At 71.1% G+C, this 21,762-nt stretch carries 24 protein-coding genes and 1 tRNA gene; 9 read left to right on the forward strand and 16 right to left on the reverse strand.

Annotated elements, in window-relative coordinates:
* Positions 1-4 precede the first annotated feature (4 nt).
* The 5 genes from galU to BM041_RS16555 all read right to left on the reverse strand — a co-directional run bounded on the left by galU (position 5) and on the right by BM041_RS16555 (position 3,626).
* Positions 5-874, reverse strand: a complete 870-nt coding sequence (gene galU / locus BM041_RS16535; RefSeq protein ID WP_175533979.1) for a UTP--glucose-1-phosphate uridylyltransferase GalU — start codon at positions 872-874, stop codon at positions 5-7.
* A gap of 66 nt (positions 875-940) precedes the next feature.
* The gene (locus tag BM041_RS16540; RefSeq protein ID WP_092960986.1) at positions 941-1,630 is read right to left on the reverse strand and encodes a J domain-containing protein; all 690 of its coding nucleotides are present in this window, start codon (positions 1,628-1,630) and stop codon (positions 941-943) included.
* A 16-nt stretch (positions 1,631-1,646) separates the two neighbouring features.
* The gene (locus tag BM041_RS16545) at positions 1,647-2,360 is read right to left on the reverse strand and encodes a hypothetical protein (RefSeq protein ID WP_092960987.1); all 714 of its coding nucleotides are present in this window, start codon (positions 2,358-2,360) and stop codon (positions 1,647-1,649) included.
* 25 nt (positions 2,361-2,385) lie between these two features.
* Positions 2,386-3,069, reverse strand: a complete 684-nt coding sequence (locus tag BM041_RS16550; protein WP_092960988.1) for an endonuclease/exonuclease/phosphatase family protein — start codon at positions 3,067-3,069, stop codon at positions 2,386-2,388.
* Positions 3,069-3,626, reverse strand: coding sequence for a hypothetical protein (locus tag BM041_RS16555; protein ID WP_092960989.1), 558 nt, complete (start codon positions 3,624-3,626; stop codon positions 3,069-3,071). Before BM041_RS16555 ends, BM041_RS16550 begins: the two co-directional genes overlap by 1 nt.
* A gap of 74 nt (positions 3,627-3,700) precedes the next feature.
* On the opposite strand from BM041_RS16555, the gene BM041_RS16560 reads away from it, so the two are divergent.
* The 4 genes from BM041_RS16560 (at position 3,701) to argC (ending at position 6,700) form a co-directional block, all read left to right on the forward strand.
* A complete protein-coding gene (locus BM041_RS16560) occupies positions 3,701-4,177 on the forward strand; it encodes a hypothetical protein (protein ID WP_092960990.1) in 477 nt (158 codons plus the stop codon).
* Positions 4,162-4,944, forward strand: coding sequence for a metallophosphoesterase family protein (locus tag BM041_RS16565; RefSeq protein ID WP_092960991.1), 783 nt, complete (start codon positions 4,162-4,164; stop codon positions 4,942-4,944). Before BM041_RS16560 ends, BM041_RS16565 begins: the two co-directional genes overlap by 16 nt.
* Before the next feature lie 299 nt (positions 4,945-5,243).
* Entirely contained in the window at positions 5,244-5,726 is a 483-nt protein-coding gene (locus BM041_RS16570; protein ID WP_092960992.1) for a GNAT family N-acetyltransferase, read from the forward strand.
* The gene (gene argC, locus BM041_RS16575) at positions 5,723-6,700 is read left to right on the forward strand and encodes an N-acetyl-gamma-glutamyl-phosphate reductase (protein WP_092960993.1); all 978 of its coding nucleotides are present in this window, start codon (positions 5,723-5,725) and stop codon (positions 6,698-6,700) included. The genes BM041_RS16570 and argC overlap by 4 nt, the downstream gene beginning before the upstream one ends.
* A gap of 126 nt (positions 6,701-6,826) precedes the next feature.
* Here the strand turns inward: argC and BM041_RS16580 are convergent, their stop codons facing one another.
* Positions 6,827-9,106 (reverse strand): NADP-dependent malic enzyme, encoded by a 2,280-nt coding sequence (locus tag BM041_RS16580; RefSeq protein WP_092960994.1) that lies wholly within the window; start codon positions 9,104-9,106, stop codon positions 6,827-6,829.
* 133 nt (positions 9,107-9,239) lie between these two features.
* Here BM041_RS16580 and BM041_RS16585 point away from each other — a divergent pair, with 133 nt between their 5' ends.
* Both BM041_RS16585 and BM041_RS16590 read left to right on the forward strand, forming a co-directional pair.
* Positions 9,240-9,908 carry a glutathione S-transferase family protein gene (locus BM041_RS16585; protein ID WP_092960995.1) on the forward strand — a complete coding sequence of 223 codons (669 nt, stop codon included), beginning with the start codon at positions 9,240-9,242 and terminating at the stop codon, positions 9,906-9,908.
* Positions 9,908-10,399 carry a VOC family protein gene (locus BM041_RS16590; RefSeq protein WP_092961191.1) on the forward strand — a complete coding sequence of 164 codons (492 nt, stop codon included), beginning with the start codon at positions 9,908-9,910 and terminating at the stop codon, positions 10,397-10,399. The genes BM041_RS16585 and BM041_RS16590 overlap by 1 nt, the downstream gene beginning before the upstream one ends.
* A gap of 45 nt (positions 10,400-10,444) precedes the next feature.
* Here the strand turns inward: BM041_RS16590 and dctP are convergent, their stop codons facing one another.
* The 3 genes from dctP to BM041_RS16605 form a co-directional block, all read right to left on the reverse strand.
* The gene (gene dctP, locus BM041_RS16595) at positions 10,445-11,440 is read right to left on the reverse strand and encodes a TRAP transporter substrate-binding protein DctP (protein WP_245762131.1); all 996 of its coding nucleotides are present in this window, start codon (positions 11,438-11,440) and stop codon (positions 10,445-10,447) included.
* 68 nt (positions 11,441-11,508) lie between these two features.
* The gene (locus BM041_RS16600; protein WP_175533980.1) at positions 11,509-13,191 is read right to left on the reverse strand and encodes a methyl-accepting chemotaxis protein; all 1,683 of its coding nucleotides are present in this window, start codon (positions 13,189-13,191) and stop codon (positions 11,509-11,511) included.
* A 125-nt stretch (positions 13,192-13,316) separates the two neighbouring features.
* A tRNA-Leu gene (locus BM041_RS16605) sits at positions 13,317-13,402 on the reverse strand.
* A 29-nt stretch (positions 13,403-13,431) separates the two neighbouring features.
* On the opposite strand from BM041_RS16605, the gene lipB reads away from it, so the two are divergent.
* The 3 genes from lipB (at position 13,432) to BM041_RS16620 (ending at position 16,252) form a co-directional block, all read left to right on the forward strand.
* The gene (gene lipB / locus BM041_RS16610) at positions 13,432-14,115 is read left to right on the forward strand and encodes a lipoyl(octanoyl) transferase LipB (protein ID WP_092960997.1); all 684 of its coding nucleotides are present in this window, start codon (positions 13,432-13,434) and stop codon (positions 14,113-14,115) included.
* 284 nt (positions 14,116-14,399) lie between these two features.
* Positions 14,400-14,909 carry a toll/interleukin-1 receptor domain-containing protein gene (locus BM041_RS16615; RefSeq protein ID WP_175533981.1) on the forward strand — a complete coding sequence of 170 codons (510 nt, stop codon included), beginning with the start codon at positions 14,400-14,402 and terminating at the stop codon, positions 14,907-14,909.
* A 23-nt stretch (positions 14,910-14,932) separates the two neighbouring features.
* Positions 14,933-16,252, forward strand: a complete 1,320-nt coding sequence (locus BM041_RS16620) for a leucine-rich repeat domain-containing protein (protein WP_092960999.1) — start codon at positions 14,933-14,935, stop codon at positions 16,250-16,252.
* Between the two features lie 32 nt (positions 16,253-16,284).
* Here BM041_RS16620 and BM041_RS16625 read toward each other — a convergent pair whose 3' ends face one another.
* From BM041_RS16625 to def, 7 genes are all read right to left on the reverse strand, one after another.
* Positions 16,285-16,467: a hypothetical protein gene (locus tag BM041_RS16625; RefSeq protein ID WP_092961000.1), complete on the reverse strand. Its 183-nt coding sequence runs from the start codon at positions 16,465-16,467 to the stop codon at positions 16,285-16,287.
* Between the two features lie 429 nt (positions 16,468-16,896).
* On the reverse strand, positions 16,897-18,327 hold the full coding sequence (locus tag BM041_RS16630; RefSeq protein WP_092961001.1) for a DEAD/DEAH box helicase: 1,431 nt from the start codon (positions 18,325-18,327) through the stop codon (positions 16,897-16,899).
* A gap of 333 nt (positions 18,328-18,660) precedes the next feature.
* On the reverse strand, positions 18,661-18,936 hold the full coding sequence (locus BM041_RS16635) for an acylphosphatase (RefSeq protein ID WP_092961002.1): 276 nt from the start codon (positions 18,934-18,936) through the stop codon (positions 18,661-18,663).
* A complete protein-coding gene (locus BM041_RS16640; protein WP_092961003.1) occupies positions 18,933-19,637 on the reverse strand; it encodes an ATP12 family chaperone protein in 705 nt (234 codons plus the stop codon). Before BM041_RS16640 ends, BM041_RS16635 begins: the two co-directional genes overlap by 4 nt.
* A 28-nt stretch (positions 19,638-19,665) precedes the next feature.
* Positions 19,666-20,193: a hypothetical protein gene (locus BM041_RS16645; RefSeq protein WP_092961004.1), complete on the reverse strand. Its 528-nt coding sequence runs from the start codon at positions 20,191-20,193 to the stop codon at positions 19,666-19,668.
* Between the two features lie 287 nt (positions 20,194-20,480).
* Positions 20,481-21,077, reverse strand: coding sequence for a COQ9 family protein (locus BM041_RS16650; protein ID WP_092961005.1), 597 nt, complete (start codon positions 21,075-21,077; stop codon positions 20,481-20,483).
* Positions 21,074-21,604, reverse strand: a complete 531-nt coding sequence (def, locus tag BM041_RS16655; protein ID WP_092961006.1) for a peptide deformylase — start codon at positions 21,602-21,604, stop codon at positions 21,074-21,076. Before def ends, BM041_RS16650 begins: the two co-directional genes overlap by 4 nt.
* Positions 21,605-21,762 lie beyond the last annotated feature (158 nt).

A 21,762-nucleotide genomic window follows, 5' to 3' on the forward strand; every position in this document is an offset into this window, starting at 1 on the left:
CTGCTCAGCTGTACTTCTTGATGATCGACTGCATCGCCGGCGCCATGTCCGGGCGCGACAGCGCGAAGGCGACCTGGGCTTCCAGGTAGCCGGCCTTGTCGCCGCAATCGAAGCGGCGGCCTTCATAGCGCACGCCGTGGAAGGGCTGGGTGCCGATCAGCATGGCCATGCTGTCGGTCAGCTGGATCTCCCCGCCCGCGCCCTTTTCCATCTTGGACAGGTGGGCGATCACCTCCGGCATCAGCACGTAGCGGCCGATGACGGTGAGGTTGCTCGGCGCTTCCTCCTGCTTCGGCTTCTCGACAAGGCCCTTCACCTCGACGAGGTTGCCCGTGGTCGCCCCCGGCGCGATGACGCCGTAGGAGGAGACGCGGACCATCGGCACTTCCTCGATCGCGACGACATTGCCGCCGGTCTCGTTGTAGGCATCCGCCAGCTGCTTCGTGCAGGACACGTCGCAGAGCATGAGGTCGTCCGGCAGCAGGATGGCGAAGGGCTCATCGGCGATGAAGGACCGCGCGCACCAGATGGCGTGGCCGAGGCCGAGTGCCGATTGCTGGCGCGTCGAGACGATGGACCCGGGCGGCAGCGCCTGGGCGCGGAGCATGTCGAGCTCCTTCGTCTTGTTGCGCTCGGTCAGGGTGCGTTCGAGTTCGTAGGCCACGTCGAACTGGTCCACCAGCATGGTCTTGCCGCGGCCGGTGACGAAGCAGAACTGCTCGATCCCCGCTGCGCGGGCTTCCTCCACCGCGTACTGGATCAGCGGCTTATCCACAACGGGCAGCATCTCCTTCGCCATCTGCTTCGTGGCGGGCAGGAAACGGGTGCCGAGACCGGCGACGGGAAGGACAGCCTTGCGGAGCGGCTTGCGCACGGGTGGTGGATCCCTTGGCGGTGATGCGCGAAGCCATGCCATGGACAGGTTAAGGCGTCCACCGCCTCACGCGCCGAGGAGGAGGTCCCGGGCCTCGTTCAACCGGGCGGCGAGCCAGTCGGAGCCGCCCTGGTCGGGATGGGCGCTTCGCATCAGCCGGCGATGGGCGGCCTTGATGGCCTCCGGCGTCGCGCCCTCCGCCAGGCCGAGGATGGCCAGCGCCTCGGCGCGGGTCAGGGGGCCGGCGGCGGTGGGGGGCGCGGCGTCGCGCCAGTCGGGATGGGCGCGGTCGAGCCAGGCTTCCAGCAGGGGCACGCCATCGGGGTCGATGGCGGCGAGGTCGGCCATCAGGGCGAGCAGCGCGGGGAGGTCGAGGTCGGCGAGGTCGGCGCCGGCATGGCGGCCGGCCTTCACCCGGCCGGTCATGCGGCCGCTGTCATGGTCGAGCGTCATGGCGAGGTGCGAGGTCTCGACATCCGAGGCCTGGCCCGGATTGGCGGCGCCGCCGCGGGCGAAGGTGGCCGCCGCTGCCCTGCCCTTCCACCAGCGCCAGATCGCGGGCCCGAACAGCGCCAGCGCCCAGAAGGCCTGGCCGCCGCGGCCGGTTGCGAGCATCAGGACAAACAGGCCGAGCCCGAGCGCGCCGCCGCCCCAGATGAGCGCGGCCTTCACCTGGCCGGGCTTCGCCGCCACGAAGAGCTGCAGCAGGCCGAGCGCGAAGACCAGCGCCAGGGCGCCGAGGGCAAGGGCGGCCATCAGAGGGGGGCGGCCATCAGGCGGGCGCGGGCAGCTGGCCTGCGATGCCGCGGGCGGCGGGGCTGGTGAGGCGCGCAAGCGCCCTTCGCCCGCCGGCGGCATAGACGGCGACCGCGCGCAGCAGGTCCCGCAGCGCGGTGGCGCTGGCGGCGTCGAAGGGGGCGAAGGCGCCGCCGGACAGCTTCGCCATCTGGCGGAAGGCATTGGCGGCGACGGGGTGCTGGCCTTCCAGGAAGCAGAACAGCGGCAGGCCGCGCAGGCCGCATTCGCCGGCCAGGTGGCAGGCCTCGTCCACCTCCTCCTCGAAGGCATCGCCGATGAGGATGAGGGCGTGGACGCGATCCGCCTTCGTCTGTGCCAAAGCGTGGCGCAGCGTCCGCACCACCTGGGTATGGCCGCCGAGGCAGGTGACGCCCGCCATGCGGCGCGCCAGTTCCTCGGCGGAGGTCAGGAAGGGGGTCGCGGCGAATTCACCATGGCCGCGGAAATAGGCGAGGCTGACGGCCAGCCCGCCGTTATCCCGCACGGCGTGGAACATCTCCGCCTGCAAATGGCAGGCGCGGTCCCAACTGGGCTGGCGGCTGGCGGTGGCGTCGATGGCGAAGAGCAGCCGGCCGGCGCGGCCGGGCGCCACCGCCACGGCGGGCAGGGACGCGACCTTGTCGAGGAAGGCGGCGACGGCGGTGTTCCCCGTCGCGGACGAACTGGGCTTGGCGGGCAGGTTCGGCATGACCGCAAGATGGGCGCGCGGCGCCTCAGCCGGAAGGGGTGAAGCGCGCGACGAGCGGCAGGTGGTCGGAAGCCCGGCGCGCGGCCGGCGTCGCATGCACGGCCACCCCCGTCACCAGCCCCTGCGGGTGGGAGAGGATGTGGTCCAGCGCCAGCAGGGGGCGAAACGCAGGAAAACTCGGCACCATGGCGGGGTGGCCGAAGGCGGGGGCGAGGACCGCCAGCGCGCTTCCGCCGGGGCGCCATTCATTCAGGTCGCCCATCAGCAGCACCGGCAGGCCGGGCTTGATGGCGGCCAGCAGCGCCGCCGCCTGGGCGCGGCGGCGGGCGGGCCCCAGGCTCAGATGGGCGCAGAGCAGGCGGAAGGGGCCAAAGCCCAGGTCGAGATCCGCCTGGATGCCGCCGCGCGGCTCCCACCCGCCCAGGCGCAGGCCGCGCGGGGCGGACAGCAACCGCGCATCGCGCCGCGCCAGCAGGACATTGCCGCGCCAACCCTGCTGGAGGGGATCGACGCGCAGCGGCACCAGGCCGGTCGCGGCCTCGATCGCCGCCAGGTCCAGCATGGCGTCATGGCGGCGGAGGTGGTGCTGCGCTTCCTGCAACGCCATCAAATCCGGCGCGATCTGCGCCACCACCGCGGCGATGCGGTCGGGCCGGAAGCGGCCGAAGGCGGCGCGGCCGCGATGGATGTTCCAGGTGGCGACGCGCATCACCTTCCGCCTCGCCACAGGACGGCACCGATTGCGGCGCCGAGGGTGGTGAGGATGATGTCGGAGATCGTGTCGGTCGTGCCGCCGATGATGCCGAGCAGGGCTTCCAATCCCTCCCACCCCAGGGCCAGGGCGATGCCGAAGACCAGGCCGAGGGCGGCCATGCGGGCGCGGCGGCGCGGCATGCCATCGGCCAGGACCAGCCCCGCGAAGACGGCGCCGGCGAGCAGGCCGGAGACCAGGTGCACCACCTCGTCATAGTTGTTGGCGCCGTGGAACCAGTTCAACCCATGGCCCGGCGTGCTGAGGATGGTCGCCAGCACCGGCGCGGCGTCGAGGCTCATCGGCAGGCGGCGGAGGCGCATCGGCAAATGGGGCATGCGTTCGCGGGGTGGGAGGATGACGGCGAGCAGCCCCAGCATGGCGAGGATGGTGGCCAGTGCGGCGCTGCGCTTGTCGAGCCACCAGAGCAACGGGGCCACGCCGGCCAGCGCGGCCAGGCAGGCCCAGGCGAAGCGGGATTGGTGGCGGAGGTCAGCGCGCGTCAGCAGGGCCATGCACCGTCAACGCCGCCGCTTCCGCCGGGCTTCATGCGCCGGTAGGAACGATGGCGTTGGCAGGGGTGCGGTGCGTGGCAGGCTGGGTGCGGGTGAGCGAGGCGGAGGCGGAGGCGCACCGGCTGTTCGGGCTGGGCGGCTGGCTGCGCGTCGTCTCCGCCCTGATGGTGCTGGCCGTGCCGGGGGGCGTGGTGGTGGCCTGGCAGCAATGGATGGATCCCGCACTCGGCGGGGCCGCGCTGGCATCGAACCTGCTGTCGCTGCTGGTGCTGGGGGTGCAGGTGGGCATGGCGGTGCTGTGGTTCCGGCGCTGGCCTGGCTTCCGGCTGGCCTATGCCGCCTTCGCCGTGCTGGGCACGGCGCTGCTGGCGCTGGCGGACCAGGCGATCGGGCCGCCGCCGGGGCCGCCCAGCACCGATCCCGTCGGCGAGCTGGTGCTGGAAGCGGCCTTCCACCTGACCTTCCTGGCCGCGATGCAGTTCAGCCGGCGCTTCCGTGTGACCTTCGAGCATCGGGTAAGGGCAGGAGACGTCTCATGCGCCTCGGCGTGATCGCGGACATCCATGGGAACGCGGTGGCGCTGGAGGCGGTGCTCGCGGCGCTGCGGCATCGGGGGGTGGCGGCGGTGGTGAACCTTGGTGACCTGGTGTCCGGGCCCTTGTGGCCGGCGGAGACGCTGGCGCTGCTGCGGGAGGCGGGCATCGCCTCGTTGCGCGGCAACCATGATCGCTGGGTGGCGGAGGGCGGCGGCGGGGCTTCCGACCGCTTCGCGTGGGACGCGCTGACGGCCGAGGAGCGGGCCGGGCTGGGCGCGCTGCCGGTGCATCTGCGCCCCCTGCCCGGCGTGCTGGCCTTCCATGCGCGGCCCGACAATGACGATGCCTATCTGCTGGAGGATGTGGCCGGCGGGCGGATGGTGCCGGCGCCGGTCGCCGAGGTGGCGGCGCGGCTCGGGCCGATGGCGGAGAGGCTGATCCTCTGCGCCCACAGCCACCAGGCGGCGATCCGGCAATTGCCGGATGGACGCGTGGTGGTGAACCCCGGCAGCGTCGGGATGCCCGCCTATGAGGACCCGACGCCGCCTGCGCATGTCAGCGAGACGGGCGCGCCGCATGCCCGCTTCGCGGTGCTGGAAATCGAGGAGGAGCGGCTGCTGTCCGCCGATCTGGTGGCGATCGCCTATGATCACCAGGTGGCGGTGGCCCGCGCGCTGGCGAATGGAAGCGCGAAATGGGCCAGGTGGCTGGCGACGGGGGAAGCGTGGGACAGGGCGCGTGATGGCGGAGGTCCCGGCAGCACGACGACAAACCCTCGTTGACAGACGTTCAGGCGGATCACTACCGTCCCTGCGATGCGTGACCTTCGCCGCCGCAACGCCAACCGACGCCGTCGCTGCTTCTCAGCGGCGGCTTCCACGGCTGCGTGCAGACAGGCCCCGGCAAGGTCCGGCCCCTAGCGGCCCACCACCGAGACGGCATCAGCCCGCATCTCCGAACCCCCGCAGCCCCTGGCTTCGGGGGTTTTTGTTTGTCCAGATCACAGGAGAACACCGTGCAGGACAGCGGCTCCGCCCACCCCGCTCCTTCAGCAAGACCCGGCGACGCAGGGCATGGATCGATGCGACGCGCCACCGACGCCGATGCGGCGGCCGTCCGCGCACTGACCCGCGCGGCCTACGCGAAGTGGGTGCCTCTCCTCGGGCGAGAGCCGCGGCCGATGACCGCCGATTACGATGTGGCAGTGCGCGACCACCTGGTGGACCTGTTGCACATGGATGGCGAAGCCGCCGCGCTGATCGAGATGGCGCCCACGGCTGACCATTTGCTGATCGTCAACGTCGCGGTCGCGCCCGCCCGGCAGGGCCGGGGCTACGGAAGCGCCCTGCTGGCGCATGCGGAGGAGGTCGCGCGCTCCCTCGGCCTTGGCGAAGTACGGCTCTACACCAACGGGCTCTTCGCCGAGAACCTGCGGCTCTACAGCCGGGTCGGCTACCGGGTGCAGCGGGAGGAAGAACACCCGCAGTTCGGGGCTGTCGTCCACATGAGCAAGCGCCTCGGCACCGCTGCCGACGCACACTCCGGCAGCGGGACAGCACCATGAGCATTCGCGTCGGCATTGTCGGGATCAGCGGCTTTGGCGGCGGCGAGGCGATGCGCCTGGTCGCGGGCCATCCGTCCTTCGAACTCGTCTACGCCGCGGGCGAGGGCAGCGCCGGCAGCCGCCTGGCAGACCGCTTCCCGGGTGTCCCGTCCCGCCTGGCCGGACTGGTGATCGAGAAATGGGACCCCGCGACGCTGCCGAAGCTCGATGTGCTGTTCGCGTCACTCCCCACGGGCACCTCGGCGGAGGCGCTGGCGCGGGTCCCCGCGGCGGTGAAGATCGTCGATATCGGCGGTGACCATCGCTACGTCGAGGGTTGGACCTATGGCCTGGCCGATGTCTGGCCGGGCGACATCATGGGCCAGACCCGCATCGCCAACCCCGGCTGCTTTCCCGCGGCGACGCTGACCGCGCTGGCGCCGCTGCTGGCCAATGGGCTGATCGATCCCGGGAACATCGTGATCGACGCCAAGACCGGCATCTCCGGCGCCGGTCGGGGCGGCGCCGACAGCCGGTTCGGCTACGCCGAGAGCAACGAGAACCTCGTGCCCTATGGCCTGCTCCAGCACACCCACATGCCCGAGATGGCCAGGACGATCGAGCGGCTGGGCGGCGGCAGCGCCACCGGGCTGGTGTTCACGCCCCATCTGGTGCCGATGACCCGCGGCATCCTCGCCACCATTTACTGCCGCGGCCGCGCCACCACGGATCAGTGCCTGGACGCGGCGCGGCGCTTCTATGCCGGGCGCGCCTTCATCCGCGTGACGGACAAGCCGCCGCAGACCAAATGGGCGACCGGCTCGAACCTCGCCTTCGTGAGCTATGCGGCCGATCCGGTTCGCAAGCTGGTGATCGCGATGGGCGTGGTCGACAACCTCGGCAAGGGAGCGGCCGGCCAGGCCGTGCAGAACGCGAACCTGATCTGCGGCCTGCCGGAAACCGCGGGGCTGGATGGCGCCCCTGTCTGGCCCTGACAGGCTTGCCGGCGCTGCGCCCGCACAGCGGCCATTCCGCTACCGGCGACAATGACCGGTGGCGGGATGCGGCCGGGACCTCTGCCGGCTACGCCGGTCGCAGGTCGATCATCGAGGCTGTCGGCATCAGCCCGCCACCAGCATCCCGTTCGCCTGCGCCGCCGCCAGCGCCGTCATGTTGACGATGCCGCGCGCTGTCACGCTCGGCACCAGCACATGGATGGGCTTGGCCATGCCGAGGAGCATGGGGCCGACCTGGAGCCCCTCTCCCGCCGCCTTCAGCAGGTTGAAGGCGATGTTGGCGGCGTCGAGGCTCGGCATCACCAGCAGGTTCGCGGCATCGGTCAGCGTGCTGTCCGCCACCGCGCGGTCCCGGATGGCGGGGACGAGGGCGGCGTCCGCGTGCATCTCCCCATCCACCTCGAAATCCGTGCCGCGGGCGCGCAGCAGGCGAAGCGCCTCCCGCATCTTGCGGGCGGATGGCGCGCCGGAGGCACCGAAGCTGGAATGGGACAGCAGCGCGGCCTTGGGCGCCAGGCCGAAGGCGCGGATCTGCTCCGCCGCCAGCAGCGTCATGTCCACGATCTGCTTCGCGGTCGGGTCCACCGTCAGATGGGTGTCCACGAAGAACAGGTGGCCATTGGGGACGATGAGGGCGGAGAGCGCATAGACGCGATCCACCTCCGCCCGCTTGCCGATCACGTCGAAGGCGTGGTGCCAGTGGCGGAACCAGTCGCCGGTGCCGCCGCAGAGGCAGGCATCGGCCAGGCCCGCTTCCAGCAGCAGCGCGGCGGCCACGGTCGGGCGGTTGCCGACGCGGCGGCCCGCGGCGTCAGGCGGAATGCCGCGGCGGCCCACCTTCTCCTGGTACAGCTTTATCAGTGGCGCGAAGGCGGCTTCGTCCGCCTGCGGGTCCATGATCCGGACAGATTCGGAAAAGTCCATGCGCAGGCCCATGGCGCGGGCCTTGGCGGCGATGACGTCGCGGCGGCCGATGACGATGGGCTCGGCGAGCCCTTCATCCAGCACGGTCTGCACGGCGCGGAGCGTGCGTTCGTCCTCGCCCTCGGCATAGACGACGCGGGAGAGGCGCTTGCGCGCGGCCTCGAAGACCGGGCGCATGAGGTTGCCGGAGCGGAAGACGAAGCGCTCCAGCTCATGCCGGTACTTCTGCATGTCGGCGATGGGGCGGCGGGCGACGCCGCTATCCATCGCAGCCCTGGCCACCGCGGGGGCGATTTCCAGGATCAGGCGGGGGTCGAAGGGCTTGGGGATGATGTAGTCCGGCCCGAAGGTGGGGGCGCTGCCGCCATAGGCCGCGGCCACCACCTCGCTCGCCTCCATCCGGGCGAGCGCCGCGATGGCGTCCGCCGCGGCGACCTTCATCGCCTCATTGATCGTCGTGGCGCCGGCATCGAGGGCACCGCGGAAGATGAAGGGGAAGCAGAGGACGTTGTTGACCTGGTTGGGATAGTCCGTCCGGCCGGTGGCGACGATCGCATCCGGGCGGGCGGCGCGGACGGCCTCCGGCAGGATCTCGGGCTCGGGATTGGCCAGCGCCAGGACCAGGGGCTTCGGCGCCAGCAGGGGCAGCCATTCCGCCTTCAGGATGCGGGGCGCGGAGAGGCCGAGGAAGACATCGGCGCCCGGCAGCGCGTCCTGCAAGGTGCGGGCGTTGGTGTCCTGCGCATAGGCGGCCTTGTAGGGGTCCGTATTCGGGCGGCCCTTCCAGACGACGCCGTCGATGTCGCAGATCGTCACGTTCTCCCGCTTCAGGCCCATGGCCACCAGCAGGTCGAGGCAGGCGATGGCGGCGGCGCCACCGCCGGTATTCACCACGCGCACGTCTTCCAGCCGCTTGCCCTGCAGCAGCAGGCCGTTGCGGACGGCGGCGGCGACGATGATGGCCGTGCCGTGCTGGTCGTCATGGAAGACGGGGATGTTCATCCGCTCCCGCAGCGTGCGCTCGATCTCGAAGCACTCGGGGGCCTTGATGTCCTCGAGGTTGATGGCCCCGAAGCTCGGCTCCAGCGCCGCGACCGCGTCGATGAATTTCTGGGGGTCGCGCTGCTCCACCTCCAGGTCGATGGAATCGATGCCGGCGAACTTCTTGAAGAGGACGGCCTTGCCTTCCATCACGGGCTTGGAGGCCAGCGCGCCGATGGCGCCGAGGCCCAGCACCGCGGTGCCGTTGGTGATGACGGCGACGAGGTTGCCGCGGGAGGTGTATTCGAAGGCGGCGTTCGGGTCCTTCGCGATCTCCTCGCAGGCCGCGGCGACGCCGGGCGAATAGGCGAGGCCCAGGTCGCGCTGGGTGGCCATGCGCTTGGTCGGCTCGACGCTCAGCTTCCCCGGCCTTGGCAGGCGGTGGTAGTCGAGCGCGGCCTTGCGGAAATCCTCGTCCATCAAATCACCTCCACCCTTACCTTAGTGGAGATACGCGCCGCGCGCGACCGGGGGTGTGGGGGGCAATCGGTTGCGCTTGGCAGGCGATGGGCGCGCGGGCGATACAGGGGCGGCGCGGAGAGAAGGAAATCCCATGCGGCTGTATCATTTCAGCGGATCCACGACGTGCCGGCCGGTGGAGATGTTCGCGGCCGAGGCCGGAATCGAGCTGGACCTCGTGCCGGTGGATCTGCTGACCGGGGAGCATGTGGCCCCCGGCTACACCGCCAAGAACCCGACCCAGCAGGTGCCGACGCTGGAGGATGGCGACTTCGTGCTGACGGAGAATGCGGCGATCCTCCGCTACCTCGCCAGCCTGGCCGGCAGCCCGGCCTATCCCACGGACCTCAAGGCCCGGGCGCGGGTGGATGAGCAGCTGGACTGGTTCAATACCGGCTTCTCCCGCGAATACTGCTACGGCGCGATGTATCCGCGGATCATGCCGCACATGGCCTTCGAGGATTCGGTGATCCAGGCCGCGGTGAACGCCCGCTGCACGGCGAAGGGGGAGCGCTTCATGCGCATCCTCGACGCCGACATGCTGAAGGACCCCGGGCCGTTCCTGGGCGGGGCGGAGCCCAACCTGGCGGACTACATGGGCGTGGCCTACGCGACACTCGGGGAAATGGCGCGGTTCGACTACACGCCCTACCCCCGCGTGCGGCGCTGGATCGCGGCGATGCGGGCCAGGCCCGGCTGGAAGGCGGGGCACGCGGCCTGGGAAGGCTGGCGGGACCATGTCCTGTCGCAGAGTGCCGCGTGATGGGCGCGATCCTGGGCTACCACCACATCGCCTATCGCTGCCGGGATTCCGAGGAGACCCGGCAATTCTACGAGGAGTTCCTCGGCCTGGAGCTGGCGGAGGCGATGCCGATCGGCACCACCGCCACGGGCCGCACCGCACAGGTGCTGCACACCTTCTACCGCCTGGCGGACAACAGCTACCTGGCCTTCTTCGAGGTGCCGGACAGCCCCTTCGACTTCCACAACCAGCACGATTTCGACCTGCACCTAGCGATGGAAGTCTCCATGGAGACGCTGGAGGCGATGCTGGCGAAGGGGCGCGCTTCGGGCATCGAGACGCGGGGGCCATCCGACCACGGGGTCATCAAGTCCATCTACTTCCGGGACCCCAACGGCTACGTGATCGAGCTGACGGCGAAGACGCCGGAGCACGACACGGCGATGGACCCGCGGACCAACGGCGCGCGGGCGAAGCTGGCGGCCTGGCAGGCGGCGAAGGCCCAGGGTTAACGCCCCGCCGAATGGCCGCCGGGCCGAAGCCCGGCGGCCCTGGGTTCAGCGCAGGGCGCGGATGGATTCGACCAGGCCCTGGAGGCGCGGCGTGCCCGCGAAGCGCGCATAGACCGGGTCCATGGCCGCGATCCAGGCCGCGCGGTCCGTGGGCTCGATCACCGTGATCCCGTTGGCGATGACGTGGTCGCGGGACGCGGCCTCCTGCCGGTCCATCAGGTCCCGCTGCAGGGTGGCGGATTCCACGGCGGCAGCGCGCAGCAGGGCGCGATCCGCTTCCGGCAGGCGGTTCCAGCGGGTGCGGGACACGGCCAGCACCTCCGGCACCGCGCTGTGCTGCGTCATGGTCATGAAGCGCGCGCCCTCGAAATGCCCGACGGTGTGGTAGGAGACCCAGTTGTTCTCCGCCGCGTCGATGGCATTGGACTGGAAGCGCTGGATCACGGCGCTGAGCGGCGCGGAGACGGCGGTAGCGCCGAGCGCGCGCATCGTCTCCAGCCACAGGTTCGAATTCTGCACGCGCACGCGAAGCCCCTGCATGTCCGACAGGCTGTGCACGGGGCGGACGCTGTAGAGGTTGCGCACCCCGCTGTCATACCAGGCAAGCGCGACCAGCCCGGCCTGTTCGAGATCGCGCGCCACTTCCTGCCCGGCGACGCCATCGATGGCGAGGCGGCTATGGGCATTGTCCCGGAACAGGAAGGGCAGCGCCACGACGCCCGCGGCGGGGGCGACGTTGGTGAAGGAATTCAGGTTGAAGCTGGCGAAGTCGATGGTGCCGAGGCGGATCTGCTGGATCGCCTCATCCTGCTGGCCGAGCTGGCCGTTGTGGAAGGTACGCAGGGCGAGCCGGCCCTCGGAGGTGCGGGCGACGGTGTCGGCGAAGTGATCCATGCCGCGGCCGTTCGGGTGTTCGGGCGTGTGGATGTTCCAGCCGCGCCAGCCCTGCGCGGCCGCACCGGAGGAGAGGGAGCCGGCGGCGAGCACGAAGGTGGCGGCGGCGGCCAGCGCCACGCGGCGGAAGGCAGGGGCGATCATCATGGGTGTTCCTCGTTCCTAGGCAGGGCGGGTGTGCCCGGTCAGGGCCTTTCTGGCCGGTCGGCTGGGGGTCAGGCGGCGCGCAGGGCGGCGAGGAAGCCGTCCACCTGCTGGCGCAGTCCGCCGGACTTGCCGGTAAGCTCCTGGGAGGCGGCCCGAAGGCTGCCGGCGGCCTCTCCCGTGCGGCGCGCATCGCGCGTCAGCCCCACGGAGTATTCGGAGACCGCCTGCGTCCCCGCGGCGGCCTCATGCACCGCGCGGCCGATCTCCTGCGTCGCGGCGGCCTGCTGTTCGGCGGCGGCGGCGACCTGGACGGCGATCTGGTCGACCGAGGCGATGGTGCCGGTGATGGCCGCGATGGTCGCGACGGCGTTCGTGACCTCCGCCTGCATGCGGGTGATCTGGTCGGCGATGCGCGTGGTGGCCGTGGCCGTCTGCCCGGCCAGGGACTTCACTTCCTGCGCCACCACCGCGAAGCCCTTGCCGGCCTCGCCCGCCCGCGCGGCCTCGATCGTGGCGTTGAGGGCGAGGAGGTTGGTCTGCCCGGCGATGGCGCGGATCAGGCCCATCACCTCATTGATCTCCGACGCGGCGTCGGTCAGCGAGGCGACGGTGGCCTGGGCGGCCTGCACCTGGGCGCTGGCCTCCCGCGCCGCGCGGGCGCTTTCCGCCACCTGGCGGGCCACCTCCGCGACGCTCGCCCCGAGTTCCTCGGTCGAGGCGGCGACGGTCTGGACGCCCCCGCTGGCTTCCTCGGCGGAGCCGGCGACGGAGACGGCGCGGGCAGCACCCTCACGCGCCGTTTCATCGAGGGCCGCCGCCGTCTCGTCCACCGAATGGACGGCCTGGCCGACGGAGCGGAGCGCCATGGTGACCTGGCCCTCGAACTCCCGCACCAGGGCATCGACCCGTTCCGCGCGGGCGACCCGCGCCGCCTGCTCCGCCTCGCGCTCCGCCGCCAGGGCATCGGCGGCGCGCAGCGCGTTGCGGCATTCGTCGAGGGCGCGGGCCATGCCGCCGACCTCATCGCCTCGGCGGGCATCGGGAAGGTCGAAGTCGTAGTCGCGTTCGGCAATGCGGCGGAGACGGACCGACAGGCGCCCGATGCCGCCTGCGACGTCGCGGTTGAGCAGGAGGGCGATGGCAATGCCGGCCAGGAGCGCCGCGACCGCCGCGATTCCGCTGGCGAGCAGTGCCTCCTCATGCGCGGCATCGGCCCGCTGGCCGGCGACTTCCGCGGCGGTGCGGTTGTAGGCGGTGAGTGCGTCGACCGCGTCCCGCAGGCGGGTAGCCGCGACGGACTGCTCCCCCTGGTACACCTGCATGGCGTTGGCGGGGTCGCCTTCCCGCTTGAAGGCGACGACCTTCGCGGTGCCCTGCTGGTAGGCGCCCCAGGCGGCGGCGGCGGCATCGGCCAGCGAACGCTCCCGCGTGCTGGCGACCAGGGGAAGGTAGCGCCGCCAGGCGGCCTCGACCTCTCCCGCAATGGCGCGGAGTTCGCGTTCCTGGGCCTCCGCCTCATCCGGCGGGGCGAGGATCTGGAGGCCTTCCAGGGCGCGGAAGCGCTGCATCTCGGTGCCGAAGACGCCGAGATGGAGGCTGGCCGGCAGCCGGACCTCCCGCAATTCACGCGCCGCCGTGTTGACCGCCTGGAGCTGCGCCGCGCCGAAGCCCGCGACCGCGATGCAGAGCGCCGTGAGGAGCCCGAAGCTGACCATCAGCTTCGCACGGATCGTCAGGCGGGCAAGCATCATGGGCGACCGTCTCCAGGCCATAGCGGCCCGGGGCGCCACCGCGCCAAACGGATAAAGCAGAGCTTATGTGAGCGGCATTATCATCTGCCAGGCCCGCAGGATGCGGGGTGGACCCCGCAGGGCCCTGGTGCGGTCGAGAAGATTCGAACTTCCACGGGGTTGCCCCCACCAGCACCTCAAGCTGGCGCGTCTACCATTCCGCCACGACCGCTTATCGGGTAGAGGCCGGGCGTATAACCGATGACAGCGCACCCGACAACGCCCCCCCCGCCCGGTTCCGCACTCGAATGGCGAATCACGCCGGGGCGGCTTCCCTATGCGGAGGCGCTGGCCGCCATGGAGGCCCGGGTGGCGGCCATCCGCGCGGGCGAGCAGCCGGAAGCGGTGTGGCTGGTGGAGCATGAGCCGACCTACACGGCCGGGACCTCCGCCAGGCCGGAGGACCTGCTGGAAACGCGGTTCCCGGCGGTCGCCGCGGGGCGCGGGGGGCAATGGACCTATCACGGGCCGGGACAGCGGACGGGCTATGTCATGCTCGACCTGAACCGGGACCACGGCACGGTGCGGGCGCGGGACGTGCGGGCCTTCGTCCAGGGGCTGGAGGAGTGGATGATCCGCGCCCTCGACCGCTTCGGCGTGAAGGGGGAACGGCGGGAGGGGCGGGTCGGCATCTGGGTGGTCGATCGCGCGCGGGGGACCGAGGACAAGATCGGCGCCATCGGCGTGCGCGTCACGCGCTGGGTGTCCTGGCACGGGGTGGCGCTGAACGTGGACCCGGAGTTGTCCCACTTCGGCGGCATCGTGCCCTGCGGGATCGCGGAGCAAGGGCTGGGCGTGACAAGCCTGCATCGGCTGGGGGTGCTGGCGACGATGGAAGAAGCGGACAGCGCGCTGATGGCGGCCTGGGGAGAGGTGTTCGGGTAACGGGGCGGCGGGTACTGTGGATTTAGGAGATTTAGCCGATTTAGTGCGGATTCAGCGGGGGTGTTTTGGACAAATTCCCCGCCGGGGGAGGGTCGGGGTGAGCGAGGGGCTGATGAGCGGGTTCAAAGAGCGATAGGATGATAGTCCTTTGACGGGGTGAAAGTCCAGGGGGGAAGGCTGGGGGCGCTGCCCCCAGGCCCCCGACCGGGGGGCGTGACGCCCCCCGGACCCCGTCATCAATGGAGGCGGTTGTTGAGCGTGCGCGAGGCTGGCATGGCCGGGGCATGTCGGGGCCGGAACAATGCTTCCTGTCGTATTCGCATGCGGACCACGCCGCCTTTGAGAGGCTGCGCGTGCATCTGGCAGCGCCCGCCCATCTGCTGAATCTGAGGCTGTGGCATGACCGCCGCATCCGGGCAGGCGACTACTGGAATCACAGGATCGAGACGGAAATCGAGCGGTCCCAGGTCTTTGTCCTGTTGGTGACGGCGGACTTCTTCGCCTCCGACTACATCCTGACGAGGGAATGGCCGGCCATCCAGGCGCGACACAGCGGCAGCGGAGCGCTGGTCCTGCCGGTGATCTATCGCAATTGCGGCTGGATGGGCTTCTTCGGCAGCTACATCCAGGTGGTGCCGACCACCCGCGATGGTCGCCTCAAGCCAGTCGCGGACTGGCCCAAGCCGGAGAACGGCTTCGCTGAAGCCGCGAAGGCGATCTCCGACGGCATCCAGGACTGGTTCAGCATCACGCCCCGTTCGCCCCTCGCGGCCAGCACGAGGCCGACGCCATGACGCGGCCAGAGCGAATCCAGGCGATGCGCGACCGCCTGGGCGAAATCGGGCGGGCGTCCCGGCGCTTCCGCGCCGCCCTGGCGCTGAGCAACGACCCGGCGCATCAGCGCTACTTCAAGGAATTGCTCGATCGGATCGACCTGATCATCGCGAATGAGGCGGTGGGCGCGACGAGGGAACTCGGCGGGGATCTCTCGAAAGCCCGCCAGGACCTGCGCCGCCTTCAACTGCCGGAGTTGGACCCGGACCTTGAGGCGCCAACACCCGCCCTGACGGCGCTGCGCGGCGAACGCGGCAACCTGGTCGAGGCGCTGGAGAACGGCGTGGATGCGGCACGGGCGCTCGGCCTCGAACCCCGGATGTCCGGGTTCGGCGAGTTGCAGGTGCCGCGTGCGGCGTTCGAATCCACCCTGGTCCGCATTGATGAAAGGCTTCGCAACGTCGAGGACAATGTGCGGGGATTGGCCGAGGCTACCGCCAAACCGACGACGCCGCAGACCAATATGGCCGTGGATCAGCGCGGGCTTTTCAACCTGCAAATCGCGTCACTGACTGTGCAGGTGGGGGCAGCGCGGCTGGAGACGCGCACGGGGCAGGATGCTGCGATTCCGCCGGAGAGCGACATCGCCGCCCTGGCGCGCACGACGGAAGCGATCCGTGACATTGCGCGCGATGTGAAGGCGACTGTGGAGGGCCTGACTGGCTGGCTCACACCCGTGGTGCGCTTCGTGGGCGGGTTGCTGGCGCGATCGGCCGAGCGGCCGGCCCGCAGTGTCCGCGTTCTTGTTCGCGCCATCCGGCGCCGGCTGCAAGCGACGGGGCCAATCGACATCGCGCCAGAACCGCCAGCAAAGGAGGGGCCGCCGCCCGATGATTTCGACCTTGATGAGGTGAAGCGACTTGTTCTGGCAAGTGAGGCGCCGCCGGCGGCGTGGGTGCCCTTCATTGTCGAGTTGGACTTGAGCGGAACCCAGATTGCCGATCTGTCGCCGCTCTCCGGCCTCTCCAGCCTGCAATCGCTCGACCTGATGGGCACGCAGGTCGCGGATGTGTCGCCGCTCTCCGGCCTCTCCAGCCTGCAATCGCTCACCCTGAAGAGCACGCAGGTCGCGGATGTGTCGCCGCTCTCCGGCCTCTCCAGCCTGCAATCGCTCGACCTGGAGGGCACAAAGGTCGCGGATGTCTCGCCGCTCTCCGGCCTCTCCAGCCTGCGAAAGCTCGACCTGGAGGGCACGCAGGTCGCTGACCTGACGCCGTTGAATGGCATCCGGGGCCTTGAGGTGAAGCAGCGCGGCAGGACGCTACAGCCACCCTTTGCCCCGCCCCGCGCCCGCACGCGGTGAGCCTCACGCAGGGGGAGGCGGGTTTGTGGGCCTTACGGCCCGTCTTCCTCGATCTCCCACCCTTGCGCCAGGTATCGCGCCAGGATGGCTTCGTGGCGGTCGTCCTTGTGGCTTTCGATCACCTCGTCTTCGCCGTCCAGCACTTCGGTCTGGCCGTTGGCGGTGACGATGACGAGGGTGGCGGTTTCGCCTTTCATCAGGACGGTTTCGCGCATGGAGGGGCCTCTGGTTGGTGTGTCAGGGCGGGCCGTACCCCCACCCTGCCCTCCCCGCAACCGCGGGGGAGGGTTCTCGGGCGCCTCGGTGGCACAGACACCCTGCCAGCCTTCGGCGTCCGGCGACATGCGCCGGACCCCACGCAAGCGCGGGGGAGGGTTCTCGGGCACCTCGGTGGCAAAGACACCCTGCCAGCCTTCAGCGTCCGGCGACATGCGCCGGACCCCACGCAAGCGCGGGGGAGGGTTCTGTGGTGAGTGGGGTCGTCGGTTGGTTCGCGTTCCCCGTCCTGGCGCGAAACTGATGACGGTCCAGGGCCGGTTCGGCCCTGGCGGATGGGGTTTGGGGAAGGCGGAGCCTTCCCCAAGGCGTTGATCTGAAAGGCTTATAAAGCCCCTTCCCCCCAGACACGGGGAGAGGGCTCAGCGTCAGCGCTTACGCAGGAACGCCGGCGCTGCGTCGCGGAAGTCGCCGTCGCGCCAGGCGCGGTCGCGGCTGGTTGCCGGGGTGGCGGCGGCGGCGGTGGGGCGGCGGACGGGGGCGTTGCCGCCGTCGCCGCGCGGCGCCGCGGGCTTCGCGTCAACGCGGGGGCGGTTGGCCTGCTGGGGGGCACGCTGGCCGCCGCCGCCGTTGCGGCCTCGGCCGCCGGGCTGGCCGCGGCCGCGACCGGCACCGGCTGCGGGCTTGATGGCGTCGGGGCGGCCGGGGGTGCGGTGCATGGGGACGGAGACGTCCTGGCGTTCGTCGGTCGCCGGGATGGGCATGCGGATCAGTTTTTCCACCTGCCACAGCTTCTCCCGCTCGTCCGGGGCGCACATGGCGACGGCGATGCCGGAGGCGCCGGCGCGGGCGGTGCGGCCGATGCGGTGGACATAGGCTTCGGGCGTGTCCGGCATGTCGTACTGGATGACATGGGTCACGCCGTCCACGTCGATGCCGCGGGCGGCGATGTCGGTGGCGACGAGGACGGGGGCGCGGCCGGATTTGAAGTCGGCGAGGGCGCGCTCGCGCTGGCCCTGGCTCTTGTTGCCGTGGATGGCGTTGGCGTTGATGCCGTCGGCTTCCAGGTTCTTCACGATGCGGTCGGCGCCGTGCTTGGTGCGGGAGAAGACCAGGGCGCGGCCCACGCCTTCGCCGCGCAGCAGCTCGGCCAGCTTGCCGCGCTTGCGGCCCTGTTCGATGACGACCAGGTGCTGGGTGACGCGCTCCGCGGTGGAGGAGACGGGGGCGACCTCGACGCGGATGGGGTCGCGCAGGATCTCGCCGGCCAGCTTGGCGACTTCCGTCGGCATGGTGGCGGAGAAGAACATGGTGTGCCGGGGCTGGGGCAGCTTCGGCAGGATGCGGCGGATGGCGGGCCAGAAGCCCTTGTCCAGCATCTGGTCGGCCTCATCGAGGACCAGCGCGTTCACCATGTCGAGGCGCGCGGCGCCTTCATCCATGTGGTCCTGCAGGCGGCCGGGCGTGGCGACGAGGATGTCGATGCCATGGGCGAGGGCGCGGCGCTGCGGGCCGTGGGGGACACCGCCGAAGATGACGGCGACGGACAGGCCCATGTGCCGGCCATAGGCCTTCAGGCTGTCGGCGATCTGGCTGGCCAGTTCGCGGGTGGGGGAGAGGATGAGCGCGCGGCAGCCGCCGCGGGGCGGGCGGCCCTTGGATTCGGCCAGCAGGTGCAGCAGCGGCAGGCCGAAGGCGGCGGTCTTGCCGGTGCCGGTCTGGGCGATGCCGAGGATGTCCCGGCCCTTCAGGGCGTGGGGGATGCTGTCGCGCTGGATCGGGGTGGGGGTGGTGTAGCCTTCTTCCTCGAGCGCCTGGAGGAGGCGGGGGGAGAGGCCGAGTTCGGCGAAGGTGGTCATGGAGAGTGATCAAATCCGGTCATCCCGCGCGGCGCGGTGCCGGGCGGGAGGGTGGCAGAAGGACCCACCCGCGTGCCGGGGCCGGTCCGATGTTGTCCACTGAGGCGCGGTTGCCGGGAGTTGTGTCTCCCTTCGGCGATCATCCGCGTGCTGCGCCCCGGTCCGGGCCTCCTTCAGCGCCGGCGTCCCGCTGGGTTCATCCAGGGGGGTCGCGGCGCCAGGCCCGCTCACGCGGCCGGGGCGCGGCGGGACTAGGCCCGCCGACGGGTCGCTCAATAGGACAGTATGGTTAACCGGACAAGAACTATCGACGTCTCGAAGGGTAACGCCGGGTCAGCCGGTCGGCAGGCGGTGGAAGCCGGGCTCGCCGGGGGGTTCGGCGAGGGATTCCTCGATGAGGTCCACGCGGGCCAGCATGGGGCCGCGGCGGCAGGCGGAAAGCAGCATGAGGACGGCCCCTTCCTCCCCGGCCACCAGGGCCTGGACGCTGCCATCGGGGCGGTTGCGGACCCAGCCCTGCAGGCCGAGGCGATTCGCCTGCTTCACCAGCCAGTCGCGGTAGCCGACGCCCTGGACCCGCCCCTCGATGCGGAGGAGCCGGGCCTTCATGCGCGGGACAGGGTGACGAGGCGCGCCGCGATGGCGACATCGGCCGCCGCGGATTCCCGGCGGGCGGTCGATTCGGGATCCGTACCCCAGATTTCCTCCTGGAACGCCTCATCCAGCGTGGCGAGGCGGTGGGCTTCCTCCGGGGACAGGTGGCCGGCGGCGATGGCGAGGCCGAGCACCAGGCTGCCGAGGGCGGGAACCGCGACGCCGAGGGCGGCCAGCACCAGAGGCGGGTGCTGTTCCACGGCGCAGGCCAGGGCGCGCAGCGCCTGGTCGGTCTGCGCCACGGGCATGATGCCGGTGGTGACGCGGAGCGGCGCATCGAGCGCCTGGGCGGACCAGGAGAGCCAGGGGTCCCAGCCCGCCGCCTGGCGCGCCGCCAGCTTCGATTCGGTGGCGCGATAGCAGAGGAGGTCGCTTTCGCCATAGCGGGCGATGGCGGCGACGGTGGCGGCGGGGTCGGGGGCGATCCGTTCCTCCGCCGTGCCGCAGAGGCGGGTGAGCGGCACCTGTTCGGGGCGCATCTCCCCCCCCTTGGCGCCGCCGGCCTGGCGCCATTCCTCGGCGATCGCCTCCGCCAGGGGTGCGGTGGCGACGCGGAGGCGGGCGCCGGAGGGCAGGCGCACGGGGCGGCCATCGAGGAGGATGGCAAATCCCCCCTCCGCCGCTTCCGCCCTGGCATCGTCCCAGAAGCGCTTCATCCCCGGCGTCGCCGTCAGCCCTGGCGGCTCAGCGGGACTGGGCGGCCGCGCGGGTGGTGGCCGCGGGGCGGTTGCGCGCGGGCGTGGCGCGTTCCGGGCAGGCGGGCGCGATCATCGGGTTCAGGATGTTGCGATCCGATGCCAGGGTGGCGAGGGAGTTGAGGTCGGACTGCGCGAGGGCGACCTGGAACAGCGCGACCGAGTTCGGGCAGAAGGCGGTTCCCTGGCGCAGGCCGTCCTGCGAATGGTCGTTGGCGAGCTGGGTGATGAAGCCGTCGCGCGCGCGGGCGAAATTGCCGGAGGCGGTGCGGCGGAAATGGCCCTCGATGGAGGAATAGGCCGTGCCGAGTTCGCGGCGGAACTTGTTCACGAAGGCGTTGTAGTCCTGGTCCCGGCTGCAGGTCAGGGCGGTGACCATGAGCTGGCTCTGCAGGGCGCGGACCTCGAAGGCTGAACGCTCGGCGGGCTGGACGCAGGCCTGGGCCAGGGCGGGGCCGGCGATGCCGGTGGCAAGGACGCCAGCGAGAAGACGATAGGCAAATGTAGCGCGACGCATGGCGCGGGAACTCCCCCTTGAGGATGCCATGCCTGCCGCATCGGCCCGGGCGACGCAACCATCGTTGCGCGACCCGAGCCCGCGTCGGGGCCGCCCGGCCCCCTCGGCATCCCCGGACTGCGGAATAGTCTAGCGCAATCCGGGGCCTGCTGCACGCGGTTGAAGCGCTATCCGAGGACGCCGAAGAGCCAGAGCAGGAGGATGATCGGAATGGGGATACCGATCAGCCATAACAGGATGCCGCGCATGCCGTGCCTCCATGGGGGTTGCAGCGCGGCAACGCGGGCTCAGGCGGCTCGTTTCGCGCCCGCCCCCGCTTTCGGCCGTTGCAATTTCGCGAGGCCCGCGAGGCGGCGGTCGAGGAAGGCCAGCGTCCGGGGGAAGCCTTCCTCATTGTCCTGGAGCCAGAAGGCCAGCGTGGCGCCATAGACGCCGGCCAGCGTCGCGCGGCGGGTGTACCAGGAGAAATCGGCGGAGGTATCGCCCGCCGCGGCCCACATGGCATCCGCGGTGCGCGCCACGGTCCGCATGGCGGAGGGCACGTTCCAGGGCAGCGCCTGGTGGCCGAGCGCCAGGCGGATCGCTTCCTTGTGCGCCGCCGCCTGTTCCAGGCGGATCACGATCACGCGGCGGATGCGGGCGGGGGTGCGGAGCGCGGAGAGGTCCTCGGCCGCCACGGCGGCCTCCATCTCCCGGTCCGCCAGGTCGCACCAGGCCTCGATCGCCTCCACCGGGCCGCGGGGGAAGAGCCAGTCCTGTTCCAGCGAATCGCGGCCGAGATCGGCCAGGCCCGCGGCCAGCGCCGCGCGGGTCCAGCCGAGGGTGGGCACATGGGCCAGGGTGGCGCGGAGCGCGCTGTCCCGTTCCTCGCTGCGTTCGATCATCGGGCGTCTCCCTGGGTGGCGGCATCGCGGGCCTGGGTGGCGGCGCGGGACAATTCCTCGGTGAAGCCGAGCAGCGCGAGGTCGGGCATGCGCATGGGGTAGAGGACGCCGTCGAGGTGGTCGGCCTCATGCTGCATCACGCGGGCGGCCAGGCCGGCGGCCTCGCCCTCCACGCGCTTGCCGTCGATGTCGAAGCCGCGGAAGCGGATGCGGGCGGCGCGGGGGACGCAGCCGCGCAGGCCGGGGATGGACAGGCAGCCTTCCCAGGCTTCCTCCGTCTCCTCCCCCACCGCTTCGAGTTCGGGGTTGATGAGGGCGAGGATGTTGCCGGCGCCGCCGCGCCAGACGAACAGGCGGAGCCCGACATGGACCTGGGGGGCGGCGAGGCCGAGTCCCTGGGCGTCCTCCATCGTCTCGGCCATGTCGGCGACCAGGCGGCGGATCTCGGGCGCGGTCGGGTCCTGCACCGGCAAGGCGGGTTTGATGAGGACGGGATGGCCCATGCGGGCGATCTTCAGGATGGCCATGGCGGCGCGGATTCCGGATGCTGCGGGCGCTGGTACTGCGCGTTCCCTAAGGTAATGCGTGCGGCGCGGTGCGGGAGGGTCTTTCGCTCACGCGCCAGCCCATGCTATGGCAGCGCCCTTCGCGTCGGCAGGTCCCGGCCAGTCCGGAACCGGTCGAC

Source organism: Falsiroseomonas stagni DSM 19981, assembly GCF_900114315.1.
Lineage (GTDB): Bacteria > Pseudomonadota > Alphaproteobacteria > Acetobacterales > Acetobacteraceae > Falsiroseomonas > Falsiroseomonas stagni.

Coding starts and splice junctions, on each gene's coding strand:
- BM041_RS16630 (WP_092961001.1), bottom strand. CDS start 18,327: ATGACCACCTTCGCCGAACTCGGCCTCTCCCCCCGCCTCCTCCAGGCG.
- lipB (WP_092960997.1), top strand. CDS start 13,432: ATGACAGCGCACCCGACAACGCCCCCCCCGCCCGGTTCCGCACTCGAA.
- BM041_RS16640 (WP_092961003.1), bottom strand. CDS start 19,637: ATGAAGCGCTTCTGGGACGATGCCAGGGCGGAAGCGGCGGAGGGGGGA.
- BM041_RS16550 (WP_092960988.1), bottom strand. CDS start 3,069: ATGCGCGTCGCCACCTGGAACATCCATCGCGGCCGCGCCGCCTTCGGC.
- BM041_RS16570 (WP_092960992.1), top strand. CDS start 5,244: ATGCGACGCGCCACCGACGCCGATGCGGCGGCCGTCCGCGCACTGACC.
- BM041_RS16540 (WP_092960986.1), bottom strand. CDS start 1,630: ATGGCCGCCCTTGCCCTCGGCGCCCTGGCGCTGGTCTTCGCGCTCGGC.
- BM041_RS16545 (WP_092960987.1), bottom strand. CDS start 2,360: ATGCCGAACCTGCCCGCCAAGCCCAGTTCGTCCGCGACGGGGAACACC.
- BM041_RS16555 (WP_092960989.1), bottom strand. CDS start 3,626: ATGGCCCTGCTGACGCGCGCTGACCTCCGCCACCAATCCCGCTTCGCC.
- BM041_RS16635 (WP_092961002.1), bottom strand. CDS start 18,936: ATGAAGGCCCGGCTCCTCCGCATCGAGGGGCGGGTCCAGGGCGTCGGC.
- BM041_RS16600 (WP_175533980.1), bottom strand. CDS start 13,191: ATGATGCTTGCCCGCCTGACGATCCGTGCGAAGCTGATGGTCAGCTTC.
- BM041_RS16585 (WP_092960995.1), top strand. CDS start 9,240: ATGCGGCTGTATCATTTCAGCGGATCCACGACGTGCCGGCCGGTGGAG.
- BM041_RS16620 (WP_092960999.1), top strand. CDS start 14,933: ATGCGCGACCGCCTGGGCGAAATCGGGCGGGCGTCCCGGCGCTTCCGC.
- BM041_RS16650 (WP_092961005.1), bottom strand. CDS start 21,077: ATGATCGAACGCAGCGAGGAACGGGACAGCGCGCTCCGCGCCACCCTG.
- BM041_RS16645 (WP_092961004.1), bottom strand. CDS start 20,193: ATGCGTCGCGCTACATTTGCCTATCGTCTTCTCGCTGGCGTCCTTGCC.
- BM041_RS16625 (WP_092961000.1), bottom strand. CDS start 16,467: ATGCGCGAAACCGTCCTGATGAAAGGCGAAACCGCCACCCTCGTCATC.
- dctP (WP_245762131.1), bottom strand. CDS start 11,440: ATGATGATCGCCCCTGCCTTCCGCCGCGTGGCGCTGGCCGCCGCCGCC.
- BM041_RS16615 (WP_175533981.1), top strand. CDS start 14,400: ATGTCGGGGCCGGAACAATGCTTCCTGTCGTATTCGCATGCGGACCAC.
- BM041_RS16590 (WP_092961191.1), top strand. CDS start 9,908: ATGGGCGCGATCCTGGGCTACCACCACATCGCCTATCGCTGCCGGGAT.
- BM041_RS16565 (WP_092960991.1), top strand. CDS start 4,162: ATGCGCCTCGGCGTGATCGCGGACATCCATGGGAACGCGGTGGCGCTG.
- BM041_RS16580 (WP_092960994.1), bottom strand. CDS start 9,106: ATGGACGAGGATTTCCGCAAGGCCGCGCTCGACTACCACCGCCTGCCA.
- def (WP_092961006.1), bottom strand. CDS start 21,604: ATGGCCATCCTGAAGATCGCCCGCATGGGCCATCCCGTCCTCATCAAA.
- argC (WP_092960993.1), top strand. CDS start 5,723: ATGAGCATTCGCGTCGGCATTGTCGGGATCAGCGGCTTTGGCGGCGGC.